Origin of the sequence: Bradyrhizobium sp. (assembly GCF_049519115.1) — a bacterium.
In the GTDB taxonomy this organism is placed as follows: domain Bacteria; phylum Pseudomonadota; class Alphaproteobacteria; order Rhizobiales; family Xanthobacteraceae; genus Bradyrhizobium.
In genome coordinates, this window is record NZ_JBEKRB010000006.1 from 128,888 (window position 1) to 154,766 (window position 25,879).

A 25,879-nucleotide genomic window follows, 5' to 3' on the forward strand; every position below is an offset into this window, starting at 1 on the left:
TCGTTGCCTGTCCTCGGCGGCGTTGATGATCGCGAGCATGCATCACCTTCGGTGTTGGTCGCGATTGTAGGGGATGCTGGCCTTTTTCGGGTTGACGCCTAATTTGATTTTGGCAGTGGCCTATTTTTAAGGAAACTCCATAGCCATATGATGAACATCACCGCCCCCCTCTTGGTAGCTATCGGTGACTGAGAGTGTTGTGCTCCCACCAAGCGGAGCAGAGCTCGTGAACCTCTCTGAAAAATATCGATTGAAGGCGTTGGCATGCGAGAAGGCCGCCAGAGACGCGATTGAGCCAGTCCTGAAGGTAGGTTGGGCAGAAATTGCAATTGAATGGCACGCCCTAGCCAATCGGGCTTCTCAGCTATCGGACGATAACGAACTAGAGATGAAGTAAGGCCGCCTCAGTTTGATAATGATCAACATCTCGGGTCGAGCGCTGGCCTAGGCTTGCGCTGTGACATGGATGAAGATTGACGGGCCGCCCCGTTTGGCCGTTGTTGAAGACAATAGGACAATTTATCCGGTCATTTTTCCCTGCCGCCGTGTTCTTGGCGGGTGGACCAAGGCGGCCACTGGCGGCCACGTAGAGCTCGCCGGAGAAATGAGCCACCGCGTTCAGAACCTGTTTGCGATTTTCGGTGGAATGGTCCGGGTCGGCGCCCGAAGCGCTTTCACTCCTCAGGAAATGTCTGAAATTCTCTCGGGCCGCGGTGCGCGGCCGCGCCGAGCGAAGCAGGACCCGGACTGTCGAGAGCGCGGCGATCCGAGTTGAGGCCAACCGCGATGACGCGGAGCGGCTATTGCCGGGCGAGGAGGCTCCGCTCGTGCCAACCCACTGGAGCTTCGGTCAGCTCACAACGATGATTGGCGCGCCGTCCACCTATTTGCGTCAGCTCCCGGCGCCACTCGCTGCCATCAATCTTCAATAGGGGCTGACCTCGCAACGCGCCGAATTGATCAAGAGCCTTGAGGTCGAGGACGGACGCGTTGAATTGCGGGCGGTCACCGGCCCGGCGCGCCGCTGACGTTTGGACCGGCTTGACGTAGACGTGCGAAGGGCTTTCGCCAGTCAGAACCAGAGTGCCCATCAACTGGCCGAGCCCATGGTCCCGAAATTTCCTGTTAACTTTCCTTTGAGGTCAGGGCGGTAGGTCCTGAAAATTTTTAGCGGCCCCCCTTGAAACCAAAACCGGTCTTTTTTATTTTCCCGTCGCCATCGAGAGGTGGCGTCCCTGATGCCTTATGGGTCAGGGACTTGAGACGGGCACCGGTCGTGTCCGGTGCCGCTCGTACCCATTTTGCTCTTTGGAGGATCTGGCTATGCGCACTTACGACTTCTCTCCCCTTTGGCGTTCGACCATTGGTTTCGACCGCCTCTTCGACCTCGTTGAAACCGCACAGCGTGCCGGCGAGGACAACTATCCCCCCTACAACATCGAACGGCTGGCTGAGGACCGCTACCAGATTTCGCTCGCGGTTGCCGGCTTTTCGCCCGACGAAATCTCGGTGACCGCCGAGCAGAACGTGGTCACGATCGAGGGCAGCAAGGCCGATAAGGCCGAGCGCGAATATCTCTATCGGGGTATTTCGGCCCGGCCCTTCAAGCGACAATTCAACCTCTCCGATTACGTGCAGGTAAAGGGTGCCGCTTTCGAGAATGGTTTGCTGAAAATCGAGCTGGTCCGGGAAATCCCCGAGGCGATGAAGCCGCGGCGCATCGCCATCAATGGCGCGCCCGCCAGCAACGTGCATCAGCTCGAGGGCAAGGCCGCCTAGTTTAACTTCGAAGAGGAATGCATTCCCGCTCGAGTAAGGGCGGGGATGCAATCCCTGTCGAATCGACCCAAAAACAACAGCGGTATCGGAAAGGAGGAATCCATGATCGAACATGCCGACAACGTTTTTGATCTGAACGCAATTCTGCATCCCGATTCTGTCTTCGACCATCCGCGCGACGTCTTGGCGGACCAGACGATATCACCCGGCGAGAAACGAGCGATCCTTGCATCCTGGGCGTCAGATGCTGCTGCCGTGCTGTCCAACCCGGCATTGAGGGAGCTGCCGGGCTCACACCGCACGGTGACGATAGACGAGGTCCTTGAGGCGCTGTCGGTTCTAGACCATGGACCGAAAGAGCCACCGGGTGGCAAACCTGCCCGCACGAAATCGGCCGCCCGGGTTGGCTTGGCAGCATGAACCGTCAAGAGGTTGAACAATGATCGACGAAAAGCTTGCGCGTTTGCGAACGCACCGTAACAACATCGCCCGCTACCGCCGCCTGCCCAAGACCCAACTGACGGACTGCGAGCGCCAGTTCATCGAAAAGCGGCTGTCGGAGGAGCGGTGCGCGATGGAAAGTCTTGCTGGCTCCACGTTCCCCCTCACGTTCCAGATGCCGAAGCGGGCGATGCATGGGAACGCAACAGCCGAAGCGGTGGCGTGATCTGCTGGCTCGCAGCTCCGTGGTGGCGATGTCGAGCCAATATGCGACTTTCGACATGGTCGTGAGGAAAGGCCGTCGAACGACATGGCGGTGGTGCATATGCACAAGCGAAGGCAGTATCGTCATGCGCGGTTTAGAAAGCACTCGGTCTGCTGCCAGATACAGGGCCGAAAGGGCGCTCTTTCTGCTGCTGCTGTCAGCACCGTATCGAACGTCCCGGCTTACGACAGGGCTGATTACGCACCGCTCGATTGGTCGTCCATCCGCCCTGTAGGCTTACTGCCCATAACCACCGCAATCGGTGTGATCGACTGATCTTGGATTTGAGTCCGCTACCGGACAGGCCGACGAGTGAGGGCATTTCAAGTCAGCAACAGCAGACGGTTAGTATCCGTAGGAACGAAGTTGTTCATGCAGCGTCGCCGTTTCAAACAGACTCAATCGCTTGAGGAAAGACTTTTCGCGGAATCGAAGCGCCTACGCGCTGATGCCAGATCACTTCCACCTGGTGCAGTACGGGATAGGCTGCTTCGCAAGGCTCGGCAGGCCGAAACGGGCTCCCACATGAGCAAATGGCTAACCTCGCCATTGCATCCTTCGAAGTAAGGCGTGACATATTGGGGCTGATCTTGGAATAGATTTCATGGCTGAATCGTTCGGCAGCGAAATTACCTTTGTCGAGGTGACGACAGACCATAGGTCGGCGCCCCGGCGATCGTCCAGAGGCGGAACCCTATCGAAACCTTGCTAATTTGGCTTCCGTCCAAACACGCACAAAATTGGTCTGCATGAAGCAGATGGGGGGATGAGCATGTGGGCCCATTTGAAGTTATTTTTCGACACGACCATGTTCTCACCTCACGGCATTTGCCTGTTGTGGGAACCGGAACTTTTGGTAGTCCATGTTGTCTCGGACGCGATCATCGCTCTCTCCTATTTTTCGATCCCGTTCGCACTGGCCTATTTCGTTTTTAATCGACGAGACGTGGAATTTGGCTGGATCTTCTGGGCTTTCGCTATCTTCATCATGGCCTGCGGCGTCACTCACCTTTTTTCCATCTACACGCTTTGGGTTCCAGCCTACGGCGTCGAAGGTCTCGCGAAGGCGGTTACGGCGATCGCTTCTTTGACTACAGCAGGTCTGCTCTGGCTACTCATACCCAAGCTGCTGGCCATTCCATCGCCCGGGCAACTCAGACTGGCCCACTCAATGCTTGAGGCCGAAGCACGGCAGCGGCAGGAGGCCGAGGCCATGCTCGGCCACGCGCAGAAGTTGGAAGCCATCGGTCAACTGACCGGCGGCGTCGCGCACGACTTCAACAATCTGCTCACGGTTATCGCCGGCAATTTGGAAATGGCGCAACGAGCGCTGGACAAATGGAATGAAAGCTCTCGCGAGCGGATCGGACGAGCAGTTGAACGTGCCTACAATGGAGCCCAGCGCGCTGCCACCCTGACGAACCGTCTTCTCGCATTTGCGCGAAAACAACCATTCGATCCGAAAGTTGTGAACCCGGATCAGCTGATCTCTGGAATGTCTGATTTCTTCCAGCGGACGTTAGGCGAAACGATTGAGCTCGAAATCGTAGGCGGACAAGGACTTTGGAACACAGAGACCGATCCCAACCAGTTGGAGGCAGCACTCCTCAACCTTGTCGTGAACGCACGGGATGCAATGCCGGACGGTGGCAAGCTGACCATCGAAACGAGAAATTCTTATATCGATGAACAATACGCGAAACAAAATGCGGATGTCGCTCCCGGACCTTACGTTATGATAAGCGTCAGCGACACCGGCGTGGGAATGGACCAGACGACCCTTCAGCGGGCGTTTGAGCCGTTCTTTTCGACAAAGGAGCCCGGGCAGGGTACCGGATTAGGTCTCAGTCAGGTGTATGGATTTGCAAAGCAGTCGGGAGGATTTGCGGCAATCGATAGCAACGTCGGTCAAGGCACGTCGGTCAAAATCTATTTGCCTCTAACCCGGTTGCCATTAACTGCGCAAGTTGTTGCTCCTGACACAGCAGGCGTTCCGACGGGAGCAGGTGAAACCATCCTTGTCGTGGAGGACGATGAACAAGTCCGCCGATACGTAGTTGAGACACTGACGGAGCTGAACTATCAGGTCATTGAAGCTCGCGATGCAATCGAGGCCGACGAGGTGTTCAACCGCTTAGGGCGAACCGTCGACCTTTTGCTGACCGACGTGGTGATGCCCGGCAAGAACGGGCGTATTCTCAGCGAAGAACTCGTTCGACTGAACCCCGAACTCAAGGTCCTGTTTATGACCGGCTATTCGCGGGATGCGATCGTGCATGATGGGCGCTTGGATGCAGGGATTTCGATGTTGCAAAAGCCAGTCTCTCAAAGAGATCTAGCCGGGAGGATTTACTCATTGCTAAGTGGCTCGGCCGGGCGCCAGCCCCCATAGCAAGACATAGCTTAATACGTTGCGACCCAGGATCTGAGAAAACGGACGCGCCGAGCCCAACTCCGGCCATAGGTCACTCACCGGCCTTTCAGCGAAATCTCTGCCATCCCGGCGGGGCCGTGCTAACGTTTCCGGGCGGCCTCTGCCGTGACCCCTATTAAACGGACCAATTCCATGCCCGCCCCTCCTGGGAAGGAGTCGATATCGGCCCCGACCGTGGCGACTGATGTCACCCGGGAAGAGCTTCCGTACCGCCTGCGGCAACAGTCGTTGCTGGGCGAGTTCGGCCGCTCGGCGTTGCAGACCCGCGACATCGCACAAATCCTGCAGCGTGCCACCGAGCTTTGCGCCCAAGGCCTCGAAACCAGGTTTTCCAAAGTCCTGGAGTATATGCCTGACGACAAACGCCTGCTGGTGCGTGCCGGCATCGGTTGGGGACCAGGGACGATCGGCCAAGTGTCGCTCGGCGTCGACCTGGAGTCTCCTGCCGGCTACGCTTTCCAGACCGGACAAATGGTCATTTCCAACCACCTTCAGGAGGAAACGCGATTTCGAACGCCCAAGCTCCTCTCGGATCACGGCATCAGGCGCGCCATCAACGTCCTGATCGCCCGCGGCGGTGACGGCCATCTGCCGTTCGGCGTGCTCGAAGTCGACAGTCCTGAGTCCGGCCAATTCGATGTTGCGGATGCCGACTTCCTTGCCGGCTTCGCCGGACTGCTTGGCATCGCCATCGAGCGCCAACATGCCGATGCCGATCTCCAGGAAGCCCTCGACCATCAGGCCATGCTGACACGAGAGATGAGTCATCGCGTCAAGAACAGCCTCGCATCGGTCGTGGGGCTGCTGCGCGTGCAGAGCCGTAGCGCGCAGTCGGAGGATGTCCGCAACGCCCTCAAGGATGCCGCTTCACGCATTACCACGATTGCCCAGGTCCACGACCATTTATGGCGCAGCACCAGGATCGGGTTCGTTGACATCGCCGACTTCGCGGGCGAGCTTTGCAAAAAGCTGCAGGAGACGGTTGCGCACAACGTAAGCTGCACCTTTGGTCATTTGATGATTTCGGCCGACAAGGCAATTCCGCTCGGACTTCTGATCAACGAGCTTGTGACGAACTCCTCCAAGCATGCCTACCCCGATGGGGCCGGCGAAATCATGGTGTCTGGCGAAAGGCGCGGGGCCGACCTGCATGTGGAGGTGTCGGACCTGGGAATCGGTCTTCCGAAGGATTTCGATATCGATCAGCCACGGGCGAGCCTGGGCTTCAAGGTGATCAAGAGCCTGCTCGCTCAACTCAATGGGCGCATTGCAGTGGCCTCCAACACGCCAAACGGCGTAACCGTCCAGCTTGATGTACCATTGGAGGCCAACGAGGTGTGACGGCGGATCCCTCGCACCTGCACAGATCAACCCTCGGCTCAACAGCTTGATAAGCTCGCGCGCCCAGTGGTGCGACGTGCTGCACGCCTCGATGCCGACCAGGCAAGGAGGCAACTTCGTAAAAAATGGCAGCATCTGCGACCGACGAAGCGACTTGCGAACCACAACCTGACCGGTCGCATTAATGCCGTGGACTTGAAAAACGCTCTTGGCCAAGTCGAGGCCGATCGTGGTAATCTGCATAGCGGATGGCTCCCATTTTGCTCGTGAACGCCTGACGGCGTTCACACCTTGGCACCTGGATGCCGTGAGCGGGAGCCATCCACCTCATCTGCTTTCGGGGTCAGAACAGACAAGGGCGGAGTGCTTCTCGATTTTCGCAAATGACCCCGAAGGGACATTCGGGCAGGCATCTAGTGAGTTTGGCAAGCGTTCTTGGCTTGCCAATCCGTTCTCATGCGGTTGGCGGTACTGTCCGTATTTAACCCCCGGTGTCCTAAGTAGGAATCCGAAGTGCCCTAATTAGCCCGCTACCGTACATCCGTTTTACGGGCTATAACTTACGTATCCAACCGGAAGCGACCGACTTGCCGCGTCGTGATATTGGCTGCCGATGACCGGTCGCGCAAAAAACCTCATATTCACCTGCCCGGTAACCGGCGAGAACGTCCAGCACAGGCTGGAGTGCGAGCATGATAATGGCTATGAGGCCGTCCCGTGCTTTGCCTGCTCCCGCATCCATTTCATGAATAGGCAAACCGGCAAGCTGTTTGATGGTGAGCTCCCAAACAACCGATGACAGACGTATTGCGCTCGATCAGAGAACAATGCGCGGGCCAACAAGGCCGTAGAAATACGTAGCCGGAATCTAACCCGCTCTTAATCGTGCGGCTGATATTATTTGCACATGGGCCTCTATGACGCAGACGAAAGTCTTTCGACGGGACGCGAAGCTGTCTCTCGAAATGATGAGATACGTCCGCGGCGAACGGCAATTGCAGGGATACAACATCCAAGCTGAATACCATCTGTCAGCACAAGGAGGTTGCTCAAGCAGCTGCTTCGAATAGCAATTTGAGATGGTTGCGTGTCCCCGCAACCACCGATACCGACACTCCCGTAGCGAAAGCTGCGGGAGTTTCGCGTTTCCGAGCCTTTCCAACGGCTTGTGCTTCGATCCATCCGAGGATCGTGCCCAATTCGCCGTGTAGGGTGGCGTCGATTTCGCCGCGGTTTGGACCAGGGCGGAGCGTAATCTTCTCAACCAGCGCCCGGATCGCTTCCGCCGCCTCATTGCGATCCTCGGGGGTGTTGAGCGCTTCCGTCAGCCGCTCGACCTTCTTCCGATAGATACCCGACACGTTCGGATGGACGTCCGGAAAATCCGTTGGTTCCTGGGCCAGAAGTCCCTTGAGCACGTCCTCGCGGGCCTCCAATTCGCGCATACGTTCGGTCATGCCGCGGGTGTGTCCGCCGTCTTCAATCGCACTCAGCATTTGCTTTAAGGTGCGGTGGATCTTCGCCAACTCCGAGCGGTGGCCTTCGCCGCTGGCGCGGCGTTCGCGGTTGAGCCGGTTCGTTTCCTCGGCGAAAGCGCGCATCGCCTCGGCGGCCATCTCCGGCGCCATCATCCGATCCTTGAGCCCGGCAAGTACGCGCTGCTCAAGGTCACTCCGTGTGATCGTGCGGGTGTTCGCGCAGGAGCCATTGGTAACACGGGCCGAACAAGCATAACGGTCCTGGCCGCGCAGTGAGCACGGACCACCGCAAACGCCGCAATGAATCAACCCGGAAAACAGCGCCTTCGGCCGGCGCAAGCCGTTCAGTCGGTTCGATTGCGCCTCCCGTATAGCCTCGGTGACATTGACATACTTGTCGGCAATTTCGCTCTGACGCGCTTTTACCGCCTGCCAGAGTTCATCGTCGATAATCCTCAGTTCCGGAACCTCGGCGACGATCCACTCTGTTTCCGCGTTCATGCGCGACACCCGCCTTCCAGTGCTCGGGTCTTTAATGTAACGCTGCCGGTTCCAGACCAGCCGGCCGACATACAGCTCATTGTTGATGAGGCCGGTGCCGCGCTTTACGTGTCCGCGGATCGTCGAGTCATTCCATAAATTGCCATCGGGGCCGACGATACCCTCAGCATTTAGCGCTCTGGCGATCGCGCGCGGGCTGATGCCAGACGCAAAATCCCTAAAAATGCGACGCGCAACAATTGCCTGCGCTTCATCGATCTCGCGATCGCCGCGGATTAGATCGCCACGCTCATCTAGCTTTTTGACGACGCGGTAGCCGTAGCAGAGGCCACCGCCGGACTTGCCGTCCTCGACGCGACCACGCAGGCCGCGATGCGTTTTCGCTGCAAGGTCCTTCAGGAATAGGGCGTTCATGGTGCCCTTGAGCCCAACGTGCAACTCGCTGATTTCGCCCTCGGCGAGCGTGATGATCGGCACACCTGCAAAGCGGAGATGCTTGAATAGCGTTGCGACATCCGCCTGATCGCGACTGATGCGATCTCGCGCTTCCGCCAACACGACGTCGAATTGTTGGCGCTGAGCATCCTGCAAGAGCGTCTGGATGCCCGGCCGCAAAATCATGCTGGCTCCGGAAATTCCCGCATCCTTGTAAGTGCTGACGATTGTCCAATTCTCGCGCTCCGCCTTTTCTCGACAGATGCGCAATTGGTCTTCGATCGACGCATCGCGCTGATTGTCGGAGGAATAGCGGGCATAGAGGGCAACGCGGGTCATCGGAGCCTTCCCTTACATCCCTACGCAATCAACGGCGCACCGCACCGCTCTTGTTCTGTTGAGCCAGTTCGAGGAACCTGGCCTTGATCTGCGCGAACAGGCCGGGCGGAATAAAGCCATAACCGAACACGCCCGGCTTTCCGGGTACCGGTGAAAGACCGGCGTTCGGCCATTCGTCGATGTTGTGCTCGGATACGATGACCCAGCTCCGCGCATCGTCGAGACCGATTGCCTGTTTGACCTTTGCCGGAATCTCAATCCCGATCGTATCGCCATCGGGCGGTGTATGGGTGATCGGCAACAGGACCACAAAACGTGGCCTTGTCTGGCTGTCGCTCGCGGCGACGAGACAGGCAGGACGGTCCTTTCCTTGATCACGTCCCGCTGCCGCTTCATGGGTCCAAAGATAATCATAGCGAACGACGAAGCCCGGCTTAGGCTCAGGAAAGGCCACTTGGCCGGCTCACTTGAGCAGTTCGTTGAGCGTGGCATGTTCAGGGTCCATCTCGGCCCGTTCAACAGCGTCGATCACCACCTGGGTCGCATCGACCGTTCGGTAGGTGCGCTTGGCGGCCGCCGTTAGCCAGTCATAGTGTTCGGCCGACATCAGCACGAACTCCCGCCGGCCGTGGCGAGTAATCTCTACGGGCTCTCGCTGAGCCTGGTGCTGAAACTCGCCGAATTTGCGTTGGAATTCCAAGGCACTAGTTTGGACCATGACGGGTTTTCCGGCTAGGGTAGTTGATTATGTCCGCATTATACGTATGATGTGGACTCGCGTCAACTTCTGTCGTTTGTCATGGCGACTATCCCCGCTTCTTAATATCAGCTGCTCCCTTCGTCTTTTGGCGTTGGTGTCGCCGCTCGAACTCCTCGCGGGCCATCTGGCGGCCAATCAGGTGGGCTAGGCGCCAGGGTCGCCTTGTCGAACCGAGCGCTGACCGTCGGGTCTGGTCCTTCCGGTGCCGCGGCAGCGAACAGCTCGATTTGAGCCCTTTCGTTCTTTGCCGCCATATTCTCATGCCTCTGGCCAAATCGGACTTTCGACATGGAAACGGACGCGGCTGATGCGGGAAAGGGGGATCCAACGTGCGTGCGGGATTGGACAGCTATGGCGTGGAAATCGGACGGCCGATGCAATCCACCGCAGAATGACCACGAAAATCATGATTGCGGTTTGCTGGGAGACTGGACGAGACGGAATTGCGTAACGGTTGGCCACCAAGGTATGAAGAGTGATGATATTTGATCTCCCTTGTTCCGATCCCGCAGACCATTTCAGTGAACTTCTCCATTGCCGCAGATCGCAAAGGCCGATTTCACACGCTAGTTTGACGACAATCAGTATGGAGACAACGATGGTTGTTGGAATCGGTTGATGGATAATTCCAAGGTCGAACTCAGGGTCGGCGCCCACGTCCTTGTACAACTGGGCAGTGAATTAGTTACCGATGTCGAACAGGCAATCCTTGAATGCGTCAAGAATTCCTATGATGCGGATTCGCCAGGCTGTCGAATAGACATCGACACCCGTGAAGTCGGCGTTCAAATCGAATCCGGCACCGCCGCAAAGCTGAGACCATTCGGCAAGTCGTCGGAAACCGTCGAAGTTGCTCTGTTGGATGTTGACGAGCGCCCCCTACCGCCCGCGAGCGTCGTTGAGGACGATCAGCTTATTAAGCGGCGACTCAGCTACACCGGTCGTATCACCATCGAAGACAATGGCGATGGTCTGACCCCGGCCCAACTTCAAGATTCATGGTTGGTAATTAGCCGATCGAGCAAGCGCGGCGAACGCGGAAGTCAAAAGGCGAAAACAGCCAAGGGGCGGACGCCCCTGGGCGACAAGGGACTAGGCCGCCTCGGGTCAATGAAGCTGGGTGACATTCTTCGTATAGAAACCGCCACTGCTTCGACCTCGCCACTAGCAACAGCTCAGTTTCGATGGGCGGACTGCGAGTCCGCGCGAACAATCGATGAGATACCCGTCTTTGTCGACGAACTCCCAAATGCTAAGAAGTTTAAGGGCACCCGTGTGTCAGTGCTGGGCCTGCGTGATCTGTCGGAGTGGCGGCGAAAGGACAGGATCAACGAGATCACCCGAAGCCTTGCAAGGTTGATTTCTCCTTTTGAAGCCACGTCGACATTCCCTGTCGGTATCAGCCTTGATCCTGACATACCCGCCGGATTGTTTGACGAACCCATAAACCTGGGAGAGCCCGAGTCCAGTGCCCTTGCCGACTGCTTTTGTCGTAAAGAAAGGATCAAGAGCATGCGCAGGACACTGATGGAGTTGCGTCATGCAATTCGGGTTACGTCCGAACAGGGGTGAACTTGACCAGCGCTACCGGCCATTTTTCGTGCTCAGCTGCGGGGTGCCTAACTCGCCCGGACTGCAATGCTCCGGATCGTCGTGGGCTTCATGACTTCCTGGCGTATCATCACCAGACCCGGGAGCATGGGCAGCCAAAGGGTAAGGCCGCGCAGAATAGGCGTTGCAGCAAGGCTCGCTTCAAGGCCGCCGCCCATAAGGTGAAGAAGTCCGGTACAGGTGCCCTCGAAGGAGCCAAGACCGAGGGGGATCGGCGAGAGGGTCGCGACCACGGAGGCAAGTATGAAGCTCATAAAAGTGCTTCCGACATCAACATTCAGGCCAACTGCCCGGCCGGTGCACCAGAGCGTTGCCGCATCAAGAAGGAAGGTACCGGACTGGAGAGCGATGACCTCGATGATGAGCTGAGGGATTGTGCAACATGTCGACGCGAACCTGGTTCAGCATTCTATCCAATTGAGCGAATGGCCGCCAATGCAGGATTGCAGCGGGAATAAGATCGTCTCGGGACCGCGACAAGAATAAAAGCGCCATCCCCAATGTCGCGACGACGATGGCGAAGGCAATCAACAGCGCTTCCCAAGCAGTGCTCAGGTCACCGCTGTTCCAGAGCAGGACGAACGCGAGCAGGACAACCAGGAAATAGGCAGCGTAGTACGACAGCGCAGCAACGAGGAGCGCCGTTACGGCGATCGCAGGAGCGACGCCGCGGCGCGTGAGGCCGCGCACCACCATAAGGCTGCCACTAAGCCCGCCGGTAGGGATCGCCTGATTAGCAAAAAGCTCCACCACGGAAAGTCTGAGCAAACTCAGGAACGGCAGAGGCGATCCGGCCCGCTGGAGCACCCGGAACCAGACAGCGGCTGCGCAGACATAGGTCGCCAATTGACAACTTACGGCCGCTGCAAGCCAACTCGGATTGGCGTGACGGACCGTCGCCACAAAGACTTCGATGGCGCCGAAATGCATAATGAAAACGATCAGGCCCGCGAGAACTGCCGCTCCAAAAAGCCACGCCATGATCAAGTGAGACCAATTGCCGGTCCAGGGGGGTGCGTCAGGAACAAGAAAGGGAGCGGATTCCGCAGGAGCCTGCGAAGCCGAAACGAAGCCTCTGTTCTCGCTAAAGTGCATAACCCCGTCTACGACCGCTCGATTCTTAGTCCGGATTGTTTTAGATTGTCGAGTATCCGCAATTCTCCCGCTAATGGACTGGCCGGCGGTTTGACAACAAACACCATTTCCCTGTTCTGCTTTATCTTCCGTTCGACTTCGGAAAATTCGTCGAATCTGTCGGTGGTGATAAGCGAATCCTCGGCGTCGCCGGGGTGGTGCATTTCAAGTGTCCATTGCTTTTGCATTGCGAGTTCCATTTTGGTAACGGAGCTGGGCGCGGCGAAGCAGCGGCGTAGCGGCGCTACGCAAATGTTCAGGAGGGTGCTGACCGCAATCGTCCCGGATGGCCTTGATGCACGAGGCCGGTGCGTATCACGCGTTCAGCGGGGTTTCTTTCGCTATTGATCCAGTAGCGGCGCCATTTGTGCCTGTCGCCTTGCCGGGCCTTTCGATCAGCTCAAGGAACGGTTTGATGATGTCGATCGGCATCGGAAAGACTACGGTCGAATTCTGCTCGGCGCCGATCTCTGCCAATGTCTGGAGATAGCGAAGTTGCATCGCGGCCGGAACGCTCGAAAGTATCTTGGCGGCGTTGACGAGGGTCTGTGAAGCCTGGAATTCGGCTTCGGCGTGGATGATCTTGGCACGTCGGTCACGTTCCGCTTCCGCCTGTTTGGCGATGGCGCGTACCATATTTTCTGTGAGTTCGACGGTTCTGATCTCTACGTTGCTTACCTTGATCCCCCAAGTCTCGGTTTGGCTATCGATAATGCTTTGCACATCGGTGCTCAGCTTTTTTCGCTCGGACAGCATCTCATCGAGCTCATGTTGCCCCAGCACAGCGCGCAAGGTCGTCTGCGCCAGCATGTTTGTCGCGGGGAGGTAGTGCTGAACCTGAATGATGGCCCGTTCTGGATTGACAACGTTGAAGTAGAGCACCGCGTCAACCTTCATTGAAACGTTGTCGTGAGAGATCACGTCCTGGGTGGGTATTTCGATAACCTGGATACGTAAATCCACTCTCACCATTTCCTGAAAGAATGGAATAAGCAGCACGAGGCCCGGCCCCTTGACCCTCTGAAACCGACCCAACGTAAAGACGACCGCTCGCTCGTATTCGCGTAAAATCCTCACGCTTGCCCCGATCAAGATGAAGGCGACGAGCAGCAGGGCCGGGGTGAGATACAGGAGATAAGAATCCGAGAGAAACATGAAGCTTTGCCTTTCAGAGAGCGGGAAGAAACAAAATCGACGTCGCCGCTGGCAAAGCATTGCGCGTTAGGAAGTGTTGATCGGTGAGACGGTCGGTACGGCAAGCTTCTGCGCACCCTACGCTTGAACCAGGGTGTCTCGTAGGTTCGGAAAGTACCTAGTGGAAAATCTGACGCTTGTTATCCAACTCAAGCCGTCGCTCACCGGTTCCGAGCGATACGCGCGTCGCTACTTGGGCAACTTGGATAGGGCTGAGCTTAGGTATTTTCCGACCCTGTCGCGGTTATCCGTCCTCCGGTATTGTTCGGTTCCAGTGTTTATTCGAGATCGCCGGACGACATATCGCTTAACCAAATGACGAACTCACCAATTCCTCTCCCTGGATCGGAATTCAATGACTTTCTGTTCGCGTCGATTGTCGAGGACAGAAACGGGATGCTGGTCAGCGTCCTCTCCGGATTGGCGCGGTCAGATGTGGATCCGTGGCAGGAGGCGGCCAGACTGGCCGAATTGCCGGGGGAAACCGCGACTCGGAGGTTGGCCTCATTGATTGGGGCTCTCCCTGACAGGGTGTCGTCGTATCCAGAGTCTCGCACAATTGCCGCTCGCCTGGTTGCACTGCTGCCGCGCCCGCTGGGATCCAGCGGCGTGTCCCAAGGTGCGTCAGGCAGCGCTTGGGCGGCGATGATTTCCCGTCCGTGGTGGATATACGTGGTCGTTATGGCGTTTGTTCTGGGTTCGCAGTTCCTGATAGCAAGCCATCAAGTGCTGGTGAAGCCGGTCGACGCGAACGCGAAAGCGGCCAGCGCTGTTCCGCCGGCGCCGCCGCAGGTTGGTGCCGGCCAGTAGATCGTCGGTGGGTTTTCCCGCATCGCTGACATCGGACTTGGCCGAGCCCGCGGATGAATGTGTAGTCTCCATCCGTCCAAGGCGATGGGTTCGAGTTCGTTTGCGCGCAATAACTGTTGCGACAGAAATGAACTGTAAAATTTGAAGCAGCGCCGGCGTGCTTTGCGAGCGTGCCGAAATATCACGCGATCGTGACGGTTCGACCTACGGTGTCGTGGCGTGACCGTTTCGCTGGTCGGGCGGTCCGCGCGCGTGTCGATCCATCCGCATTCACATGCGGCAAGCCTGAGTAGTTTCCGAGTCTGCCAAATCCCACCGACGACAATTAGTCATGGGCGCCTGAGCCAACCGTTTAGCCAAAAGTTTACAGACCATGACCGACACGACGATCGTAGACAGAAAAGATCGTGCTCGATTAGCGACGGCAGAAACGATGAAGGCGTTGGTCTATCGAGGCCCAGGCAAGAAAGCTCTGGAAGATCACCCCAAGCCGGACATCAACGCGCCAACGGACGCGATCGTCAAGATCACGAAGACCACCATTTGCGGTACCGACCTGCACATCCTCAAGGGTGATCTTCCTTCTTGCAAGCCCGGACGCATTTTGGGTCACGAAGGCGTCGGCGTCGTTGAAAAGGTCGGCCCAGCCGTGACGGCGTTCAAACCGGGTGATCGGGTTCTGATTTCCTGCGTCAGCGCATGCGGTAAATGCGATTATTGCCGCAAGCAGATGTACTCACACTGCACGGTTGGCGGCTGGATCCTTGGCAACACGATAGACGGCACACAGGCCGAGTTCGTCCGCACGCCCTATGCCGATACCAGCCTTTACCACATTCCCGCCGATGCCGATGAAGAAGCGCTGGTGATGCTCAGCGATATTCTGCCGACTGGCTTCGAGTGCGGCGTACTTAACGGCAAAGTCCAGCCGGGAAGCATCGTTGCAATCGTTGGTGCCGGACCGGTCGGGATGGCCGCGCTTCTTACCGCGCAGTTTTTCTCGCCCGCTGAGATCATCATGATCGACCTCGACGACAATCGCCTTGAAGTGGCCAAGCGCTTTGGAGCCACGACCATCGTCAACAGCGCCGACGGCAAGGCGGTGGAGACGATCATGAAGATGACCGGCAAGCGCGGTGTCGATACCGCAATCGAGGCGGTCGGAATTCCCGCGACCTTCGAGCTTTGCGAGAAGATTATCGCGCCGGGCGGTACCATCGCGAATATCGGTGTGCACGGTGTGAAGGTCGATCTCCATTTGGAAAGTCTGTGGGATCGCAATATTTCCATCACCACGCGGTTGGTCGATACGGTGACCATTCCGATGCTGTTCAAGACAGTTCGATCGCGCAAGATCGACCCCAAGCGTCTGATTACGCATCGCTTCAAGCTCGACCACATTCTCGACGCTTACGAGACCTTCGCAAACGCCGCCAAAACAAAAGCGCTCAAGGTGATCATCGAGGCGTAGCGAACAGAATAGCAGGTTCATTCGACAAGTCTTACGGCGACATTGAAAGAGAATCAGATCATGGCCTATCAAAGCCTCAATCCCGCGACCGGCAAGCTTCTCAAGAAGTTCGACGAACTCTCTGACAAGCAGCTTGAAGACAAGCTGGCGACCGCCGAGAAGTGCTTCAAGACCTGGAAAACGAAAAGCTATGCCGAACGGGCAGTGATCGTCGCCAAGGCCGCCGCGCTCATGCACGACAGGGTCGATGAGCTGGCGCACACCATGACGCTGGAGATGGGCAAACGGATCAGCGAAGCGAAGGGGGAAGTGGAGTTCAGTTCGACCATTCTTGCCTACTACGCCAAGAACGGCGAACGCTTCCTTGCCAACGTCGAACTGCATCCGACCCTCGGCGTCGGTCATATGGAAAGCAGCCCCATCGGCGTGATTTTCGGGGTCGAGCCGTGGAATTTCCCCTATTACCAGCTCGCTCGGGTCGCCGGTCCGCATCTGATGGCCGGCAACGTCCTGCTGGTAAAGCACGCTGGCTGCGTGCCGCAGTGTGCGATCGCTTTCGAGAAGCTCTGGACGGATGCCGGTGCGCCCATCGGGCTGTATACCAACCTCCTTATTTCGCACGGTCAATCGGATGACCTCATCGACGATCCGCGCATCAAAGGCGTGGCGCTGACGGGCAGCGTTGCCGCCGGCAGGAGCATCGCGGCGCGCGCAGGACAGAACCTCAAGCCATCCTCGATGGAGCTTGGCGGCAGCGATGCGTTCATCGTCCTCGAAGACGCCGATCTCGAACACACCGTCAAGTGGGCGGTCTGGGGACGTATGTACAACACCGGACAGACCTGCTGCGCGGCGAAGCGGTTCATCGTCGTGGAGAAGCTCGCCGACAAATTCCTGGAGAAGTTTCAGGCGGCGCTCGGAGCCCTCAGGGCTGGCGACCCCCTGGACGAGAAGACCACGCTGGGTCCTCTGTCCACGGAATCGGCCTTGGTAGATCTTCTGAAACAGATCGATGCGGCAGTCTCGCACGGGGCGAAGGTGCTGATGGGCGGCAAGCGGGTCGATCGTCCGGGATCGTTCATGCAGCCCACGATACTGACGGACGTCAAACCGGACAATCCGGCCTTCAGAGATGAATTTTTTGGCCCGGTCGCGATGTTCTTCCGGGTCAAGGACGAAGATGCGGCAATAGCGCTTGCCAACGACTCCGATTTCGGGTTGGGCGGCTCCGTATTCACCAAGGATCTGGCGCGAGGCAAACGGGTCGCAAGCCGCGTCGATACCGGCATGATGTTCATCAACAACATCAGCTGGTCGGATGCCGAACTGCCGTTCGGTGGCATCAAGAACTCCGGTTACGGCCGCGAACTCGGCGACATGGGTATCCAGGAGTTCGTGAACAAGAAGTTGGTTCGCTACGTATCGGCGGAAGCGCCGGTCTAAACGTCACGACCGGTACTCATGCACGTCAAGCTCCCTCCAGCACCACCGACGGAACCATCGATATGTCAGGAAAAGCGGTGAACGCGGCGACCGTTAAAGCCCATTTTGTCGGCGGCGGCATCGGGTCACTCGCAGCGGCCGCGTTCATGATCCGCGACGGAAAGGTTCCAGGCGACAATATCTCGATTTACGAGGCTATGAGTGTCCTGGGAGGCGCCCTCGACGGTGCCGGTAACGCCATCGACGGCTACCGGCTCCGCGGCGGGCGGATGCTGACGTCCGACAACTACGAATGCGTCTGGGATCTGTTCAAGACCATTCCATCCCTAGAGAACCCGCACGTATCGGTCTTCGATGAGACAATGGCATTCAACAAGCAACATGTGCCGCACGCGCAAGCGCGGTTGGTCGATCGAAATTGTCACAAAACCGACGTGACGACGATGGGCTTTAGCATGGCCGATCGGCTCGAGCTTGTTAAAATTACCGAAGCCGGCGAGAAAGAGCTTGGCTCCGACCGTATTTCCGACTGGCTGTCGCCGCCGTTTTTCAGCACCAATTTTTGGTTCATGTGGCAAACAACGTTTGCCTTCCAGCCGTGGCACAGCGCCGTTGAATTCAAACGCTATCTGCACCGTTTCATGCTTGAGTTCACGCGGATCGAAACCCTCGCGGGCGTGAAGCGGACAAAATACAATCAGTATGATTCCCTGGTTAGGCCGCTGCTGACATGGCTTGAGGCCAAGGGCGTCCATTTTATCAAGGATTGTACGGTCACGGATTTCGCACTCGATCCAGAGGGCGGAGCGTTTCTGGTCAAAAGTTTCGACTGCATCCGCAATGGAAAGGCTGAAAACGTACCTGTCGCTGCCGGTGATCTGGTGTTTTTCCAAAACGGCTCGATGGTTGACGCCTCAAGTTTCGGAACGATGTCGAGCCCGCCGAAGGCGTTAACGAAAGCCGACAGTGGTGGCTGGAGGTTGTGGGAAAAGCTCGCCGAGGACCGTCCCGAATTCGGTAAACCGGCCGTGTTCAATTCGCACATACCCGAATCCTACTGGCATTCGTTCACCGTGACCCTGAAAGACGCTGCATTTTTCGACTACATGGCAACGTTCAGCGGCAATAAGGCTGGCATCGGCGGATTGGTGACGTTGTTCGAATCGAACTGGCTGATGTCGATCGTTCTTTACCATCAGCCTCACTTTCCTGATCAACCCGCGGAGGTCCAGGTGTTCTGGGGCTACGCATTGCACCCCGATCGCATTGGCAATTTCGTCGCCAAGCCCATGTCTCAGTGTTCCGGCAAGGAAATCCTCGCTGAACTGTGCGGACATCTCAATCTCGACGCCTCCATGGTCGAATCCGCGATCTGTATTCCATGCCGGATGCCGTACATCACAAGCATGTTCATGCCACGCGCCTCAGGGGATCGCCCTTATCCTATTCCTGCAAACACCAAAAACTTCGCCATGATTAGCCAGTTCGTGGAGATACCTGTCGATGTCGTCTTCACCGTCGAATACTCCGTCAGGGTCGCACAAACGGTTGTCTATCAGCTGCTCGGCATCGATCGCCAGGTAACGCCGATCACAGCCAATGACAAATCAATCAAGGTCAAGATCAACTCGGTGATCAAGGCGTTTGCATAAACGTTTTGCGGGCTAAAGCGAAATGATCACGATTGGCGTGAACCAATCGTTTCGTAAAACTGGAGAGACTGATGTACGTCAACATCGCTATTTTGAAGGAAACACAACCGCACGAACGGCGTGTGGCTCTGGTGCCGTCGGTCGTACCCTAACTGATCAAGCTCGGCGCGAAGCTGCACATGCAGGCGGGTGCCGGAAACGCCGTCAAATTAACGGACGCTGCATTCAAGGATGTCACGTTCATCGCCGACTGCAAGGAGTTGGTCGCTAACGCCGATGTGGTGCTGGCGGTCCAGCCACCCGCGGTCGATGTCGTCAGCCAAATGCAAGAGGGCGCGATCCTGGTGTCGTTTATCTTTGTAAACCGCGAGCCGGCGCTGGTGCAAATGCTTCTCGATAGGAAAATCACCTGCTTCGCGATGGAACGCGTGCCGCGCATTACGCGTGCCCAGTCGATGGACGCTCTCTGCAGTCAGTCCGCGCTCGCGGGCTACTATTCCGTGCAACTTGGTGCAACCACTCTTGGCCGTGTCTTGCCGGAGATCACGACCGCGGCAGGTGCGATCGGACCGGCCAAAGTGCTGGTTATGGGCCTTGGCGTCGCCGGTCTTGAGGCGCTTGCGACAGCGCATCGGCTGGGAGCCGTTACGGAAGGCTATGATGTCCGTCCGGAAACCAAGGAGCAGGCGCTTTCGCTCGCTGCCACTTTTGTTGAGACCGGCGTCGACGCGCGCGGCAAGGGCGGCTATGCCCGCGAGCTTACCGCGGAAGAAAAAGCCAAGGTCGCCAGTGTCCTCACAAAGCACATCCAGTCCGCGGACCTGATCATTACGACGGCTGCCATTCCAGGCCGTGCATCTTCGAAACTGATCGACAAGGCGCAGGTAGCCGGGATGAAAGCGGGCGCCGTGATCGTCGATCTCACGGCCGATGGTGGAGGCAATTGCGAGGATACGGTTCCCGGAGAAACCACGCAGATCGGCCAGGTGACGATTGTAGCGCCCCTGAACGTTCCCTCCCTGCTCGGCGAGGATGCAAGCGAACTCTATTCGAAGAATCAATACAATCTGCTCGCCTTGTTCGTGAAGGACAATATCGTCGAAATCGACTGGGATGACGAGGTTCTGGCCAAGACCGTCCTCACCCATGCCGGCGAATTGAAGAGCAATGCGGCCAAAGCAACGGCCCCTTCCGGCGGCGGTAAAGCCGAAGCAATCAAACCAGCGGCCAAGGTGGCTTAAAGCAGGAAATCAATATGCAATTCTCAATGGCGATCAGCGGATTTGTCGCACTTTATATCTTCATGCTCGCCGCCTTTGCCGGCTGGGTCATCATCGGGCACGTCCCAGCGATCCTGCACACGCCGCTGATGTCCGGTTCGAACTTCGTGCACGGCATCGTCGTGGTCGGCGGGAATCTTTGCGCTGCTCAACGCCAGCACGCTGCGGGAGCAAACGATCGGCTTCTTTGCGGTGCTGCTCGGCGCGGGCAACGCGGCCGGGGGATTTGCCGTCACCGACCGTATGCTCGCGATGTTCCAGCCGAGCGAACAGGTTCTGGTCCATGCCAGTCACATCGAAAAAGCATGAGCACCGATATGTTGACGATCATTTCACAGCTCATTATCGGCATAATCGATCTCGGCGCGGCGTTTCTCTTCATGTACGGCCTCAAGCGCATGTCCTCGCCGGTGACCGCTCCTTCCGGGATCAAGCTCGCCGGGATAGGTATGGCGGTCGCCGTGATCGCGAGCTTCCTCTACGCGCTGAATATCGATGCCGCCGCCAAGCCGCAGCTAATGGTCAATATCGCTCTGTCCATCATTGCCCTCGTTCTGGGCGGCGGGATCGCCTGGTGGGCCGGCAGGAAGGTGGCGATGACCGCCATGCCGCAGATGGTCGCCATCTATAACGGTATGGGTGGCGGCGCTGCCGCCGCGATCGCCGCGGTCGAACTGTTCGGCAACAAGGCTGACGGCATTACCCAATTGGTTGTTACCCTGTTCGGCGCGCTGATCGGCGCCGTGTCGTTGTCCGGCTCATTGATCGCCTGGGCCAAGCTGGATGAGATCCTCAAGACGCCTTTGCGGTTCCATGGTCAGCAGATCTTCAATGGCCTGGTTGCCCTGGTGACGCTGGCGATTGGCGGGTACATCGTGGCCGTGACGCACGGCCTCATCACCTCGTCGGTCGCGACGCCCCAGCTGATCTACATCTTCTTTGGCGCGGCACTGCTCTTCGGGGTCCTGCTGACGATGCCGATCGGCGGCGCGGACATGCCGGTCGTGATTTCGATCTACAACGCGTTCACCGGGCTTGCGGTCGGCCTCGAGGGGTTCGTGCTGCAGAACCCGGCGCTGATGATCGCCGGCATGGTGGTCGGTGCCGCCGGCACGCTGCTGACGCTGCTGATGGCAAAGGCGATGAATCGTTCGATCAGCAATATCCTGTTCACGAACTTCGGTACGGTCGTTCAGCAGGAGCAGGGCGAGATCAAGGGCAGCCTGAAGCCGGTCGAGGCGAGCGATGCCGGGATTTTCATGCGCTATGCCGCGTCGGTCATTATCGTGCCCGGTTATGGTCTTGCCGTCGCGCAAGCACAGCAGAAGCTCTACGAATTCGTCAAGCTGCTGCAGGCCGCGGGGGTCTCGGTCAAGTTCGCGGTCCATCCGGTGGCGGGGCGAATGCCCGGCCAGATGGACGTCCTGCTGGCCGAGGCCGGGGTTCCCTATGACATGATTTTCCAGCTTGAGGACATCAACGACGAATTTTCCAATACTGATGTGGCACTCGTGATCGGCGCCAATGACGTGGTGAACCCGGCCGCGCGAACCGAAAAATCTTCGCCGATCTTCGGCATGCCGATCCTGAACGCCGACAAAGCCAAGAAGGCTATGTCGTGAAGCGCGGCCAGGGCAAAGGCTATGCCGGCATCGTCAATGCGCTGTTCTACGGCGACAATTGCGACATGGTCTACGGCGATGCCGCTGCCGTGCTGACAAAGATGATCGAGGCAGTCCGTGCCTTGGGAACCAAAGCCGCCGCTTAAGCCGGCGGCCAGCTAGTTCAATCGATTTAACCACAAAAAAGGAGTCACCCAATGGCCGGTAAAATGCAGGTCGCCGTCGTCGAGCACTTCGGTAAGCCGCTGGTGCAGCAGGAGTGGGAGATTCCTTCACCTGGCCCGGGCCAGATCCTGGTCAGGACCGAAGCCTGCGGCGTCTGTCACACCGACCTCCATGCCGCGACCGGCGATTGGCCGCTGAAGCCGAAGCTGCCGTTCATTCCCGGTCACGAGGCTATCGGCCGCGTCGCTGCGGTCGGGACCGGGGTCAAGCTTGTCAGGGAGGGCGACCGGGTCGGAGTGCCGTGGCTTTACTCGGCCTGCGGCCATTGCGAGCATTGCCTGTCCGCTTGGGAGACGGTCTGTGCCGACGCCGAATTCGGTGGCTACACCAGGAACGGCGGTTTCGCCGAGTATCTCATCGCCGATCCGAATTACGTCGCTCGTATCCCTGATGGACTCGATCCAAAGCTGGCTGCGCCGCTGATCTGCGCAGGTATCACCACCTACAAAGGAATCAAGGAAACAAAAGCGAGGGCGGGCGAGTGGATCGTCATCTCCGGCGCCGGGGGCCTCGGGCACCTTGCGATTCAATATGCCAAGGTGATGGGTCTTCGGGTCTGCGCTGTCGATATCGATGACGGCAAGCTTGCACTGGCCAAGAAAATGGGCGCCGATTTCGTTGTCAATGCCAAGCACGGCGAACCGGAGGAGGCGGTCAAGAAGGCCACTAGTGGCGGAGCGCACGGGGTCCTGATCACGGCACCCTCGCTCGGCGCGTTCAAGCAGGGCGTCGGGATGACGCGCAAGCGTGGCACCTGTGTTCTGGTCGGACTGCCGCCGGGTGATTTTCCTGTTCCCTTATTTGATGTGGTCGCGAACTGCATCACCATTCGTGGCTCCTTCGTCGGTAATCGCGAGGATATGGCCGAGACCCTGGCGTTCGCCGCCGAAGGCAAGATCAAGGCCGACATCGAGCCGCAGCCACTGTCGGCGATCAACGAAATCTTCGGCAGACTCGAGCACGGAAAGATCGCGGGTCGCGTGGTTCTGGACTTTGTCGGAAACAAGCCGGACGGCAAACAAACGAAAGCCCCCACGGCAAAGAAGGTGGAAGCAGCCAACGTTGGTTAGGTGCAAGGTGAGCGACGTGACCGCGGACAAGAGATTCCAAGAGGGCGAACTCGCCCTCTTGACGCCCATACAAATGGGTGACGCCGACCGGGCGGCCGCGGCGAGCGGCGTTGGGTTTGGCCTGATGGAGGCGGCTGGCGGTGCGGTCGCGGTGGCGGTCGGAGCACGATGGCCTATGCGGCCGGTGACCGTGCTGTGCGGGCCTGGAAATAACGGCGGAGACGGCTTTGTCGCTGCGCGTCACCTCGCGGCCGCGGGTTGGCCCGTGAAATTGGCTCTGCTCGGTTCTCGCGAAAAGCTCACCGGTGAGGCCGCCCACGCCGCCAGCCTCTGGAAAGATCCTCTGGCGCCGTTCTCGTCCGAGAGCCTGGAAGGCGCCGGTATCGTGATCGACGCGATTTTTGGCGCGGGTCTTTCGCGACCCTTGGACGGCAAGGCCCGCGAGCTTGTGGAGTCGCTAAAAGTGCGCCGAATACCCATCTGCGCGGTTGATGTTCCCAGCGGCCTTGATGGAGCGTCCGGGATGATTCTTGGCGCCGCTGCGAGGGCCGACCTTACGGTGACTTTCTTTCGCAAGAAGCCTGGCCATTTGCTGTATCCGGGCCGCGGACTTTGCGGCGATATACTGGTGGCCGACATCGGCTTACCGGCCACTGTGCTCGACGACATCGCACCGAACACTTGGGAGAACGGTCCCGACCTTTGGCTCGCCGGTTACCCCTGGCCGCAGCCTGAAAGCTACAAGTACAAGCGCGGCGAGGTACTGATCCTTGGTGGCGAGACGATAACGGGCGCCAGTCGAATGACCGTCCAGGCCGCATCGCGCGCGGGGGCCGGTATGGTAACGCTCGCTGCGCCCGCCAAGGTATGGAGCATTTATGCGACGTCTCTGATCAACGCGATCGTTCGCAGCTTTGACGGCTTGCGGGATTTCGAGGCATTGCTGGCTGACGAGCGCCGCAACGTCATTGCGATCGGGCCCGGCTCTGGTGTTGGCACTTCGACCAGGCAATTCGTCCTCGCCGCGCTCGCGACCAAGCGCGCGGCGGTGCTTGACGCTGACGCTCTAACCTCATTCGCCGAGGCGCCGGATGATCTGTTTCAAGCGATCGTTGGCCCGTGTGTACTGACCCCACACGCTGGCGAATTCATGCGGCTGTTTCATTTCGAAGGCGACAAGCTGCAACGTACACGAAGTGCAGCGAAAGAATCCAAGGCCGTGGTAGTGCTCAAAGGCCCCGACACCGTCATCGCCGCTCCTGATGGACGCGCGATCATCAATTCCAACGCCCCGGCGCAACTCGCAACTGGAGGAAGTGGGGATGTTCTGACAGGCTTTGTCGCTGCGCTACTCGCCCAGGGAATGGCGCCCTTCGAGGCCGCGGCAGCCGCGGTTTGGCTGCATGGTGCAGCAGCCACAGAATACGGATTGGGCTTGGTCGCGGAAGACTTGCCGAACGCCCTCCCGCGCGTGCTTCAGAAGCTCAAACCGCTGTTGAACGGTCAGAATTAAGGAACGCTTTCGCCCCTGTTCCAGATCCGTCACCCCGAACCCGTCCTGCCCACCGGAAGGCGGGGCTTTCAATGCGAACAAGGATACGACTATGAAGGCGATGGTGCTCAGGAAACTCAAAACGGCGCTGGAATGGACCGATCTGCCCGATCGACATCCTGGGCCGGGCGAGATTCGCGTGAAGGTCTCAGCCTGCGGCGTCTGTCGTACCGACCTGCATGTCGTCGATGGCGAACTGCCTGATCCCCATCTGCCCATCATCCCGGGTCACGAGATCGTCGGTCGGATCGATGCGGTCGGTACTGGCGTCGAGGGCTTGCGGATGGGTGAACGCGTCGGCATTCCCTGGCTCGGTCACACCTGCGGCATCTGCCCCTATTGCGTCGAGCACCGCGAAAATCTTTGCGATCATCCACTGTTCACCGGCTTTACGCGCGATGGCGGCTTTGCGACCGCAACCATCGCTGACGCGCGCTTTGCCTTTCCTCTTGGAGAGAAGGGCGAAGATGTCGCACTCGCCCCCTTGCTCTGCGCCGGCTTGATCGGCTGGCGCTCGCTGGTGATTGCCGGCGACGGCAGGCGACTAGGCCTATACGGATTTGGTGCGGCGGCGCACATCCTGGCACAGGTCGCGGTCTGGCAGGGGCGATCGATATTCGCCTTTACGCGGCCGGGAGATGTCGCCGCGCAAGATTTTGCGCGGAGCCTCGGCGCCAAATGGGCCGGCGGATCCGACGAGTTGCCGCCCGAGCCGCTTGATGCCGCGATCATCTTTGCGACCGTTGGTGGTCTCGTGCCTCTGGCCCTGAAGGCGGTGCGCAAGGGCGGCCGTGTCGTTTGTGCCGGCATTCACATGAGCGACATTCCAAGCTTCCCCTATGGACTACTGTGGGAGGAGCGGCAACTCGTGTCGGTCGCCAATCTCACACGGCAGGACGGTATCGATTTCCTGCGCCTGGTGCCCGACATCGGTGTCGTCACCAAGACTACGAGCTACCCCCTCGAGCAAGCCAACAAGGCCCTTGCCGATCTCCGCGCGGGCCGCTTCGAAGGCGCCGCGGTTCTGGTTCCCTGAGGATCT

The 25,879-nt window shown here is 58.4% G+C and carries 22 protein-coding genes and 6 pseudogenes; 19 read left to right on the forward strand and 9 right to left on the reverse strand.

The features are described from left to right. Positions 1 to 629: 629 nt before the first annotated feature. From ABSE61_RS07325 to ABSE61_RS07355, 7 genes and pseudogenes are all read left to right on the forward strand, one after another. Positions 630 to 1,016 (forward strand): annotated as a pseudogene (locus ABSE61_RS07325) (DUF932 domain-containing protein); the annotation flags it as partial. Between the two features lie 307 nt (positions 1,017 to 1,323). Next, a complete protein-coding gene (gene hspD, locus ABSE61_RS07330; RefSeq protein ID WP_423870420.1) occupies positions 1,324 to 1,779 on the forward strand; it encodes a small heat shock protein HspD in 456 nt (151 codons plus the stop codon). A gap of 102 nt (positions 1,780 to 1,881) precedes the next feature. Next, complete coding sequence (locus ABSE61_RS07335) at positions 1,882 to 2,199, forward strand: hypothetical protein (RefSeq protein WP_423870421.1); 318 nt, start codon at positions 1,882 to 1,884, stop codon at positions 2,197 to 2,199. A gap of 19 nt (positions 2,200 to 2,218) precedes the next feature. Continuing rightward, on the forward strand, positions 2,219 to 2,446 hold the full coding sequence (locus tag ABSE61_RS07340) for a hypothetical protein (protein WP_423870422.1): 228 nt from the start codon (positions 2,219 to 2,221) through the stop codon (positions 2,444 to 2,446). A gap of 411 nt (positions 2,447 to 2,857) precedes the next feature. Then, a complete protein-coding gene (locus ABSE61_RS07345) occupies positions 2,858 to 3,052 on the forward strand; it encodes a hypothetical protein (RefSeq protein WP_423870423.1) in 195 nt (64 codons plus the stop codon). A gap of 205 nt (positions 3,053 to 3,257) precedes the next feature. Continuing rightward, a complete protein-coding gene (locus ABSE61_RS07350; protein ID WP_423870424.1) occupies positions 3,258 to 4,877 on the forward strand; it encodes an ATP-binding protein in 1,620 nt (539 codons plus the stop codon). A 174-nt stretch (positions 4,878 to 5,051) separates the two neighbouring features. After that, a complete protein-coding gene (locus tag ABSE61_RS07355) occupies positions 5,052 to 6,260 on the forward strand; it encodes a sensor histidine kinase (protein WP_423870425.1) in 1,209 nt (402 codons plus the stop codon). A gap of 42 nt (positions 6,261 to 6,302) precedes the next feature. Here ABSE61_RS07355 and ABSE61_RS07360 read toward each other — a convergent pair. The 4 genes and pseudogenes from ABSE61_RS07360 to ABSE61_RS07375 form a co-directional block, all read right to left on the reverse strand. After that, positions 6,303 to 6,503, reverse strand: a pseudogene (locus ABSE61_RS07360) (IS110 family transposase); the annotation flags it as partial. An 806-nt stretch (positions 6,504 to 7,309) separates the two neighbouring features. After that, a complete protein-coding gene (locus tag ABSE61_RS07365) occupies positions 7,310 to 9,013 on the reverse strand; it encodes a recombinase family protein (RefSeq protein ID WP_423870426.1) in 1,704 nt (567 codons plus the stop codon). 28 nt (positions 9,014 to 9,041) lie between these two features. Continuing rightward, the gene (locus tag ABSE61_RS07370; RefSeq protein ID WP_423870427.1) at positions 9,042 to 9,467 is read right to left on the reverse strand and encodes a hypothetical protein; all 426 of its coding nucleotides are present in this window, start codon (positions 9,465 to 9,467) and stop codon (positions 9,042 to 9,044) included. A gap of 9 nt (positions 9,468 to 9,476) precedes the next feature. Beyond that, entirely contained in the window at positions 9,477 to 9,731 is a 255-nt protein-coding gene (locus ABSE61_RS07375) for a type II toxin-antitoxin system prevent-host-death family antitoxin (protein WP_315837614.1), read from the reverse strand. A 660-nt stretch (positions 9,732 to 10,391) separates the two neighbouring features. On the opposite strand from ABSE61_RS07375, the pseudogene ABSE61_RS07380 reads away from it, so the two are divergent. Then, positions 10,392 to 10,973: pseudogene (locus ABSE61_RS07380) on the forward strand (ATP-binding protein); the annotation flags it as partial. A gap of 198 nt (positions 10,974 to 11,171) precedes the next feature. Here ABSE61_RS07380 and ABSE61_RS07385 read toward each other — a convergent pair. The 5 genes and pseudogenes from ABSE61_RS07385 to ABSE61_RS07405 all read right to left on the reverse strand — a co-directional run. Continuing rightward, a pseudogene (locus tag ABSE61_RS07385) lies at positions 11,172 to 11,291 on the reverse strand (histidine kinase); the annotation flags it as partial. A gap of 101 nt (positions 11,292 to 11,392) precedes the next feature. Then, complete coding sequence (locus ABSE61_RS07390) at positions 11,393 to 11,758, reverse strand: lysylphosphatidylglycerol synthase domain-containing protein (RefSeq protein ID WP_423870445.1); 366 nt, start codon at positions 11,756 to 11,758, stop codon at positions 11,393 to 11,395. After that, positions 11,703 to 12,365 carry a lysylphosphatidylglycerol synthase domain-containing protein gene (locus ABSE61_RS07395; protein ID WP_423870428.1) on the reverse strand — a complete coding sequence of 221 codons (663 nt, stop codon included), beginning with the start codon at positions 12,363 to 12,365 and terminating at the stop codon, positions 11,703 to 11,705. The genes ABSE61_RS07390 and ABSE61_RS07395 overlap by 56 nt, the downstream gene beginning before the upstream one ends. 122 nt (positions 12,366 to 12,487) lie before the next feature. After that, positions 12,488 to 12,706 carry a hypothetical protein gene (locus tag ABSE61_RS07400; protein ID WP_423870429.1) on the reverse strand — a complete coding sequence of 73 codons (219 nt, stop codon included), beginning with the start codon at positions 12,704 to 12,706 and terminating at the stop codon, positions 12,488 to 12,490. 127 nt (positions 12,707 to 12,833) lie between these two features. Next, entirely contained in the window at positions 12,834 to 13,673 is an 840-nt protein-coding gene (locus ABSE61_RS07405; protein ID WP_423870430.1) for a slipin family protein, read from the reverse strand. 354 nt (positions 13,674 to 14,027) lie between these two features. Here ABSE61_RS07405 and ABSE61_RS07410 point away from each other — a divergent pair, with 354 nt between their 5' ends. From ABSE61_RS07410 to ABSE61_RS07460, 11 genes and pseudogenes are all read left to right on the forward strand, one after another. Further along, complete coding sequence (locus ABSE61_RS07410; RefSeq protein WP_423870431.1) at positions 14,028 to 14,522, forward strand: hypothetical protein; 495 nt, start codon at positions 14,028 to 14,030, stop codon at positions 14,520 to 14,522. Between the two features lie 433 nt (positions 14,523 to 14,955). Further along, the gene (locus tag ABSE61_RS07415) at positions 14,956 to 15,993 is read left to right on the forward strand and encodes a zinc-dependent alcohol dehydrogenase family protein (RefSeq protein ID WP_423870432.1); all 1,038 of its coding nucleotides are present in this window, start codon (positions 14,956 to 14,958) and stop codon (positions 15,991 to 15,993) included. Between the two features lie 60 nt (positions 15,994 to 16,053). After that, positions 16,054 to 17,436 carry an NAD-dependent succinate-semialdehyde dehydrogenase gene (locus ABSE61_RS07420; protein ID WP_423870433.1) on the forward strand — a complete coding sequence of 461 codons (1,383 nt, stop codon included), beginning with the start codon at positions 16,054 to 16,056 and terminating at the stop codon, positions 17,434 to 17,436. Between the two features lie 62 nt (positions 17,437 to 17,498). Beyond that, on the forward strand, positions 17,499 to 19,088 hold the full coding sequence (locus tag ABSE61_RS07425) for an oleate hydratase (RefSeq protein ID WP_423870434.1): 1,590 nt from the start codon (positions 17,499 to 17,501) through the stop codon (positions 19,086 to 19,088). Between the two features lie 179 nt (positions 19,089 to 19,267). Further along, on the forward strand, positions 19,268 to 20,329 hold the full coding sequence (locus ABSE61_RS07430) for an NAD(P) transhydrogenase subunit alpha (protein WP_423870435.1): 1,062 nt from the start codon (positions 19,268 to 19,270) through the stop codon (positions 20,327 to 20,329). A gap of 62 nt (positions 20,330 to 20,391) precedes the next feature. After that, a pseudogene (locus tag ABSE61_RS07435) lies at positions 20,392 to 20,442 on the forward strand (NAD(P) transhydrogenase subunit alpha); the annotation flags it as partial. Positions 20,443 to 20,560: 118 nt separating this feature from the next. Next, entirely contained in the window at positions 20,561 to 20,677 is a 117-nt protein-coding gene (locus tag ABSE61_RS07440) for a hypothetical protein (protein WP_423870446.1), read from the forward strand. Positions 20,678 to 20,766: 89 nt separating this feature from the next. Continuing rightward, positions 20,767 to 22,136, forward strand: a pseudogene (locus ABSE61_RS07445) (NAD(P)(+) transhydrogenase (Re/Si-specific) subunit beta). A 51-nt stretch (positions 22,137 to 22,187) separates the two neighbouring features. Continuing rightward, entirely contained in the window at positions 22,188 to 23,285 is a 1,098-nt protein-coding gene (locus ABSE61_RS07450; protein WP_423870436.1) for a zinc-dependent alcohol dehydrogenase, read from the forward strand. A 73-nt stretch (positions 23,286 to 23,358) separates the two neighbouring features. Then, positions 23,359 to 24,798: an NAD(P)H-hydrate dehydratase gene (locus tag ABSE61_RS07455; RefSeq protein WP_423870447.1), complete on the forward strand. Its 1,440-nt coding sequence runs from the start codon at positions 23,359 to 23,361 to the stop codon at positions 24,796 to 24,798. Between the two features lie 91 nt (positions 24,799 to 24,889). Next, positions 24,890 to 25,873: a zinc-dependent alcohol dehydrogenase family protein gene (locus ABSE61_RS07460; protein ID WP_423870437.1), complete on the forward strand. Its 984-nt coding sequence runs from the start codon at positions 24,890 to 24,892 to the stop codon at positions 25,871 to 25,873. Positions 25,874 to 25,879 lie beyond the last annotated feature (6 nt).

What these genes read in the sequence shown, in the direction of transcription:
- hspD (WP_423870420.1), top strand. Translation starts at nt 1,324, where the DNA reads ATGCGCACTTACGACTTCTCTCCCCTTTGGCGTTCGACCATTGGTTTC.
- ABSE61_RS07335 (WP_423870421.1), top strand. Translation starts at nt 1,882, where the DNA reads ATGATCGAACATGCCGACAACGTTTTTGATCTGAACGCAATTCTGCAT.
- ABSE61_RS07340 (WP_423870422.1), top strand. Translation starts at nt 2,219, where the DNA reads ATGATCGACGAAAAGCTTGCGCGTTTGCGAACGCACCGTAACAACATC.
- ABSE61_RS07345 (WP_423870423.1), top strand. Translation starts at nt 2,858, where the DNA reads ATGCAGCGTCGCCGTTTCAAACAGACTCAATCGCTTGAGGAAAGACTT.
- ABSE61_RS07350 (WP_423870424.1), top strand. Translation starts at nt 3,258, where the DNA reads ATGTGGGCCCATTTGAAGTTATTTTTCGACACGACCATGTTCTCACCT.
- ABSE61_RS07355 (WP_423870425.1), top strand. Translation starts at nt 5,052, where the DNA reads ATGCCCGCCCCTCCTGGGAAGGAGTCGATATCGGCCCCGACCGTGGCG.
- ABSE61_RS07365 (WP_423870426.1), bottom strand. Translation starts at nt 9,013, where the DNA reads ATGACCCGCGTTGCCCTCTATGCCCGCTATTCCTCCGACAATCAGCGC.
- ABSE61_RS07375 (WP_315837614.1), bottom strand. Translation starts at nt 9,731, where the DNA reads ATGGTCCAAACTAGTGCCTTGGAATTCCAACGCAAATTCGGCGAGTTT.
- ABSE61_RS07395 (WP_423870428.1), bottom strand. Translation starts at nt 12,365, where the DNA reads ATGGCGTGGCTTTTTGGAGCGGCAGTTCTCGCGGGCCTGATCGTTTTC.
- ABSE61_RS07400 (WP_423870429.1), bottom strand. Translation starts at nt 12,706, where the DNA reads ATGCAAAAGCAATGGACACTTGAAATGCACCACCCCGGCGACGCCGAG.
- ABSE61_RS07405 (WP_423870430.1), bottom strand. Translation starts at nt 13,673, where the DNA reads ATGTTTCTCTCGGATTCTTATCTCCTGTATCTCACCCCGGCCCTGCTG.
- ABSE61_RS07410 (WP_423870431.1), top strand. Translation starts at nt 14,028, where the DNA reads ATGACGAACTCACCAATTCCTCTCCCTGGATCGGAATTCAATGACTTT.
- ABSE61_RS07415 (WP_423870432.1), top strand. Translation starts at nt 14,956, where the DNA reads ATGAAGGCGTTGGTCTATCGAGGCCCAGGCAAGAAAGCTCTGGAAGAT.
- ABSE61_RS07420 (WP_423870433.1), top strand. Translation starts at nt 16,054, where the DNA reads ATGGCCTATCAAAGCCTCAATCCCGCGACCGGCAAGCTTCTCAAGAAG.
- ABSE61_RS07425 (WP_423870434.1), top strand. Translation starts at nt 17,499, where the DNA reads ATGTCAGGAAAAGCGGTGAACGCGGCGACCGTTAAAGCCCATTTTGTC.
- ABSE61_RS07430 (WP_423870435.1), top strand. Translation starts at nt 19,268, where the DNA reads ATGCAGGCGGGTGCCGGAAACGCCGTCAAATTAACGGACGCTGCATTC.
- ABSE61_RS07450 (WP_423870436.1), top strand. Translation starts at nt 22,188, where the DNA reads ATGGCCGGTAAAATGCAGGTCGCCGTCGTCGAGCACTTCGGTAAGCCG.
- ABSE61_RS07455 (WP_423870447.1), top strand. Translation starts at nt 23,359, where the DNA reads ATGGGTGACGCCGACCGGGCGGCCGCGGCGAGCGGCGTTGGGTTTGGC.
- ABSE61_RS07460 (WP_423870437.1), top strand. Translation starts at nt 24,890, where the DNA reads ATGAAGGCGATGGTGCTCAGGAAACTCAAAACGGCGCTGGAATGGACC.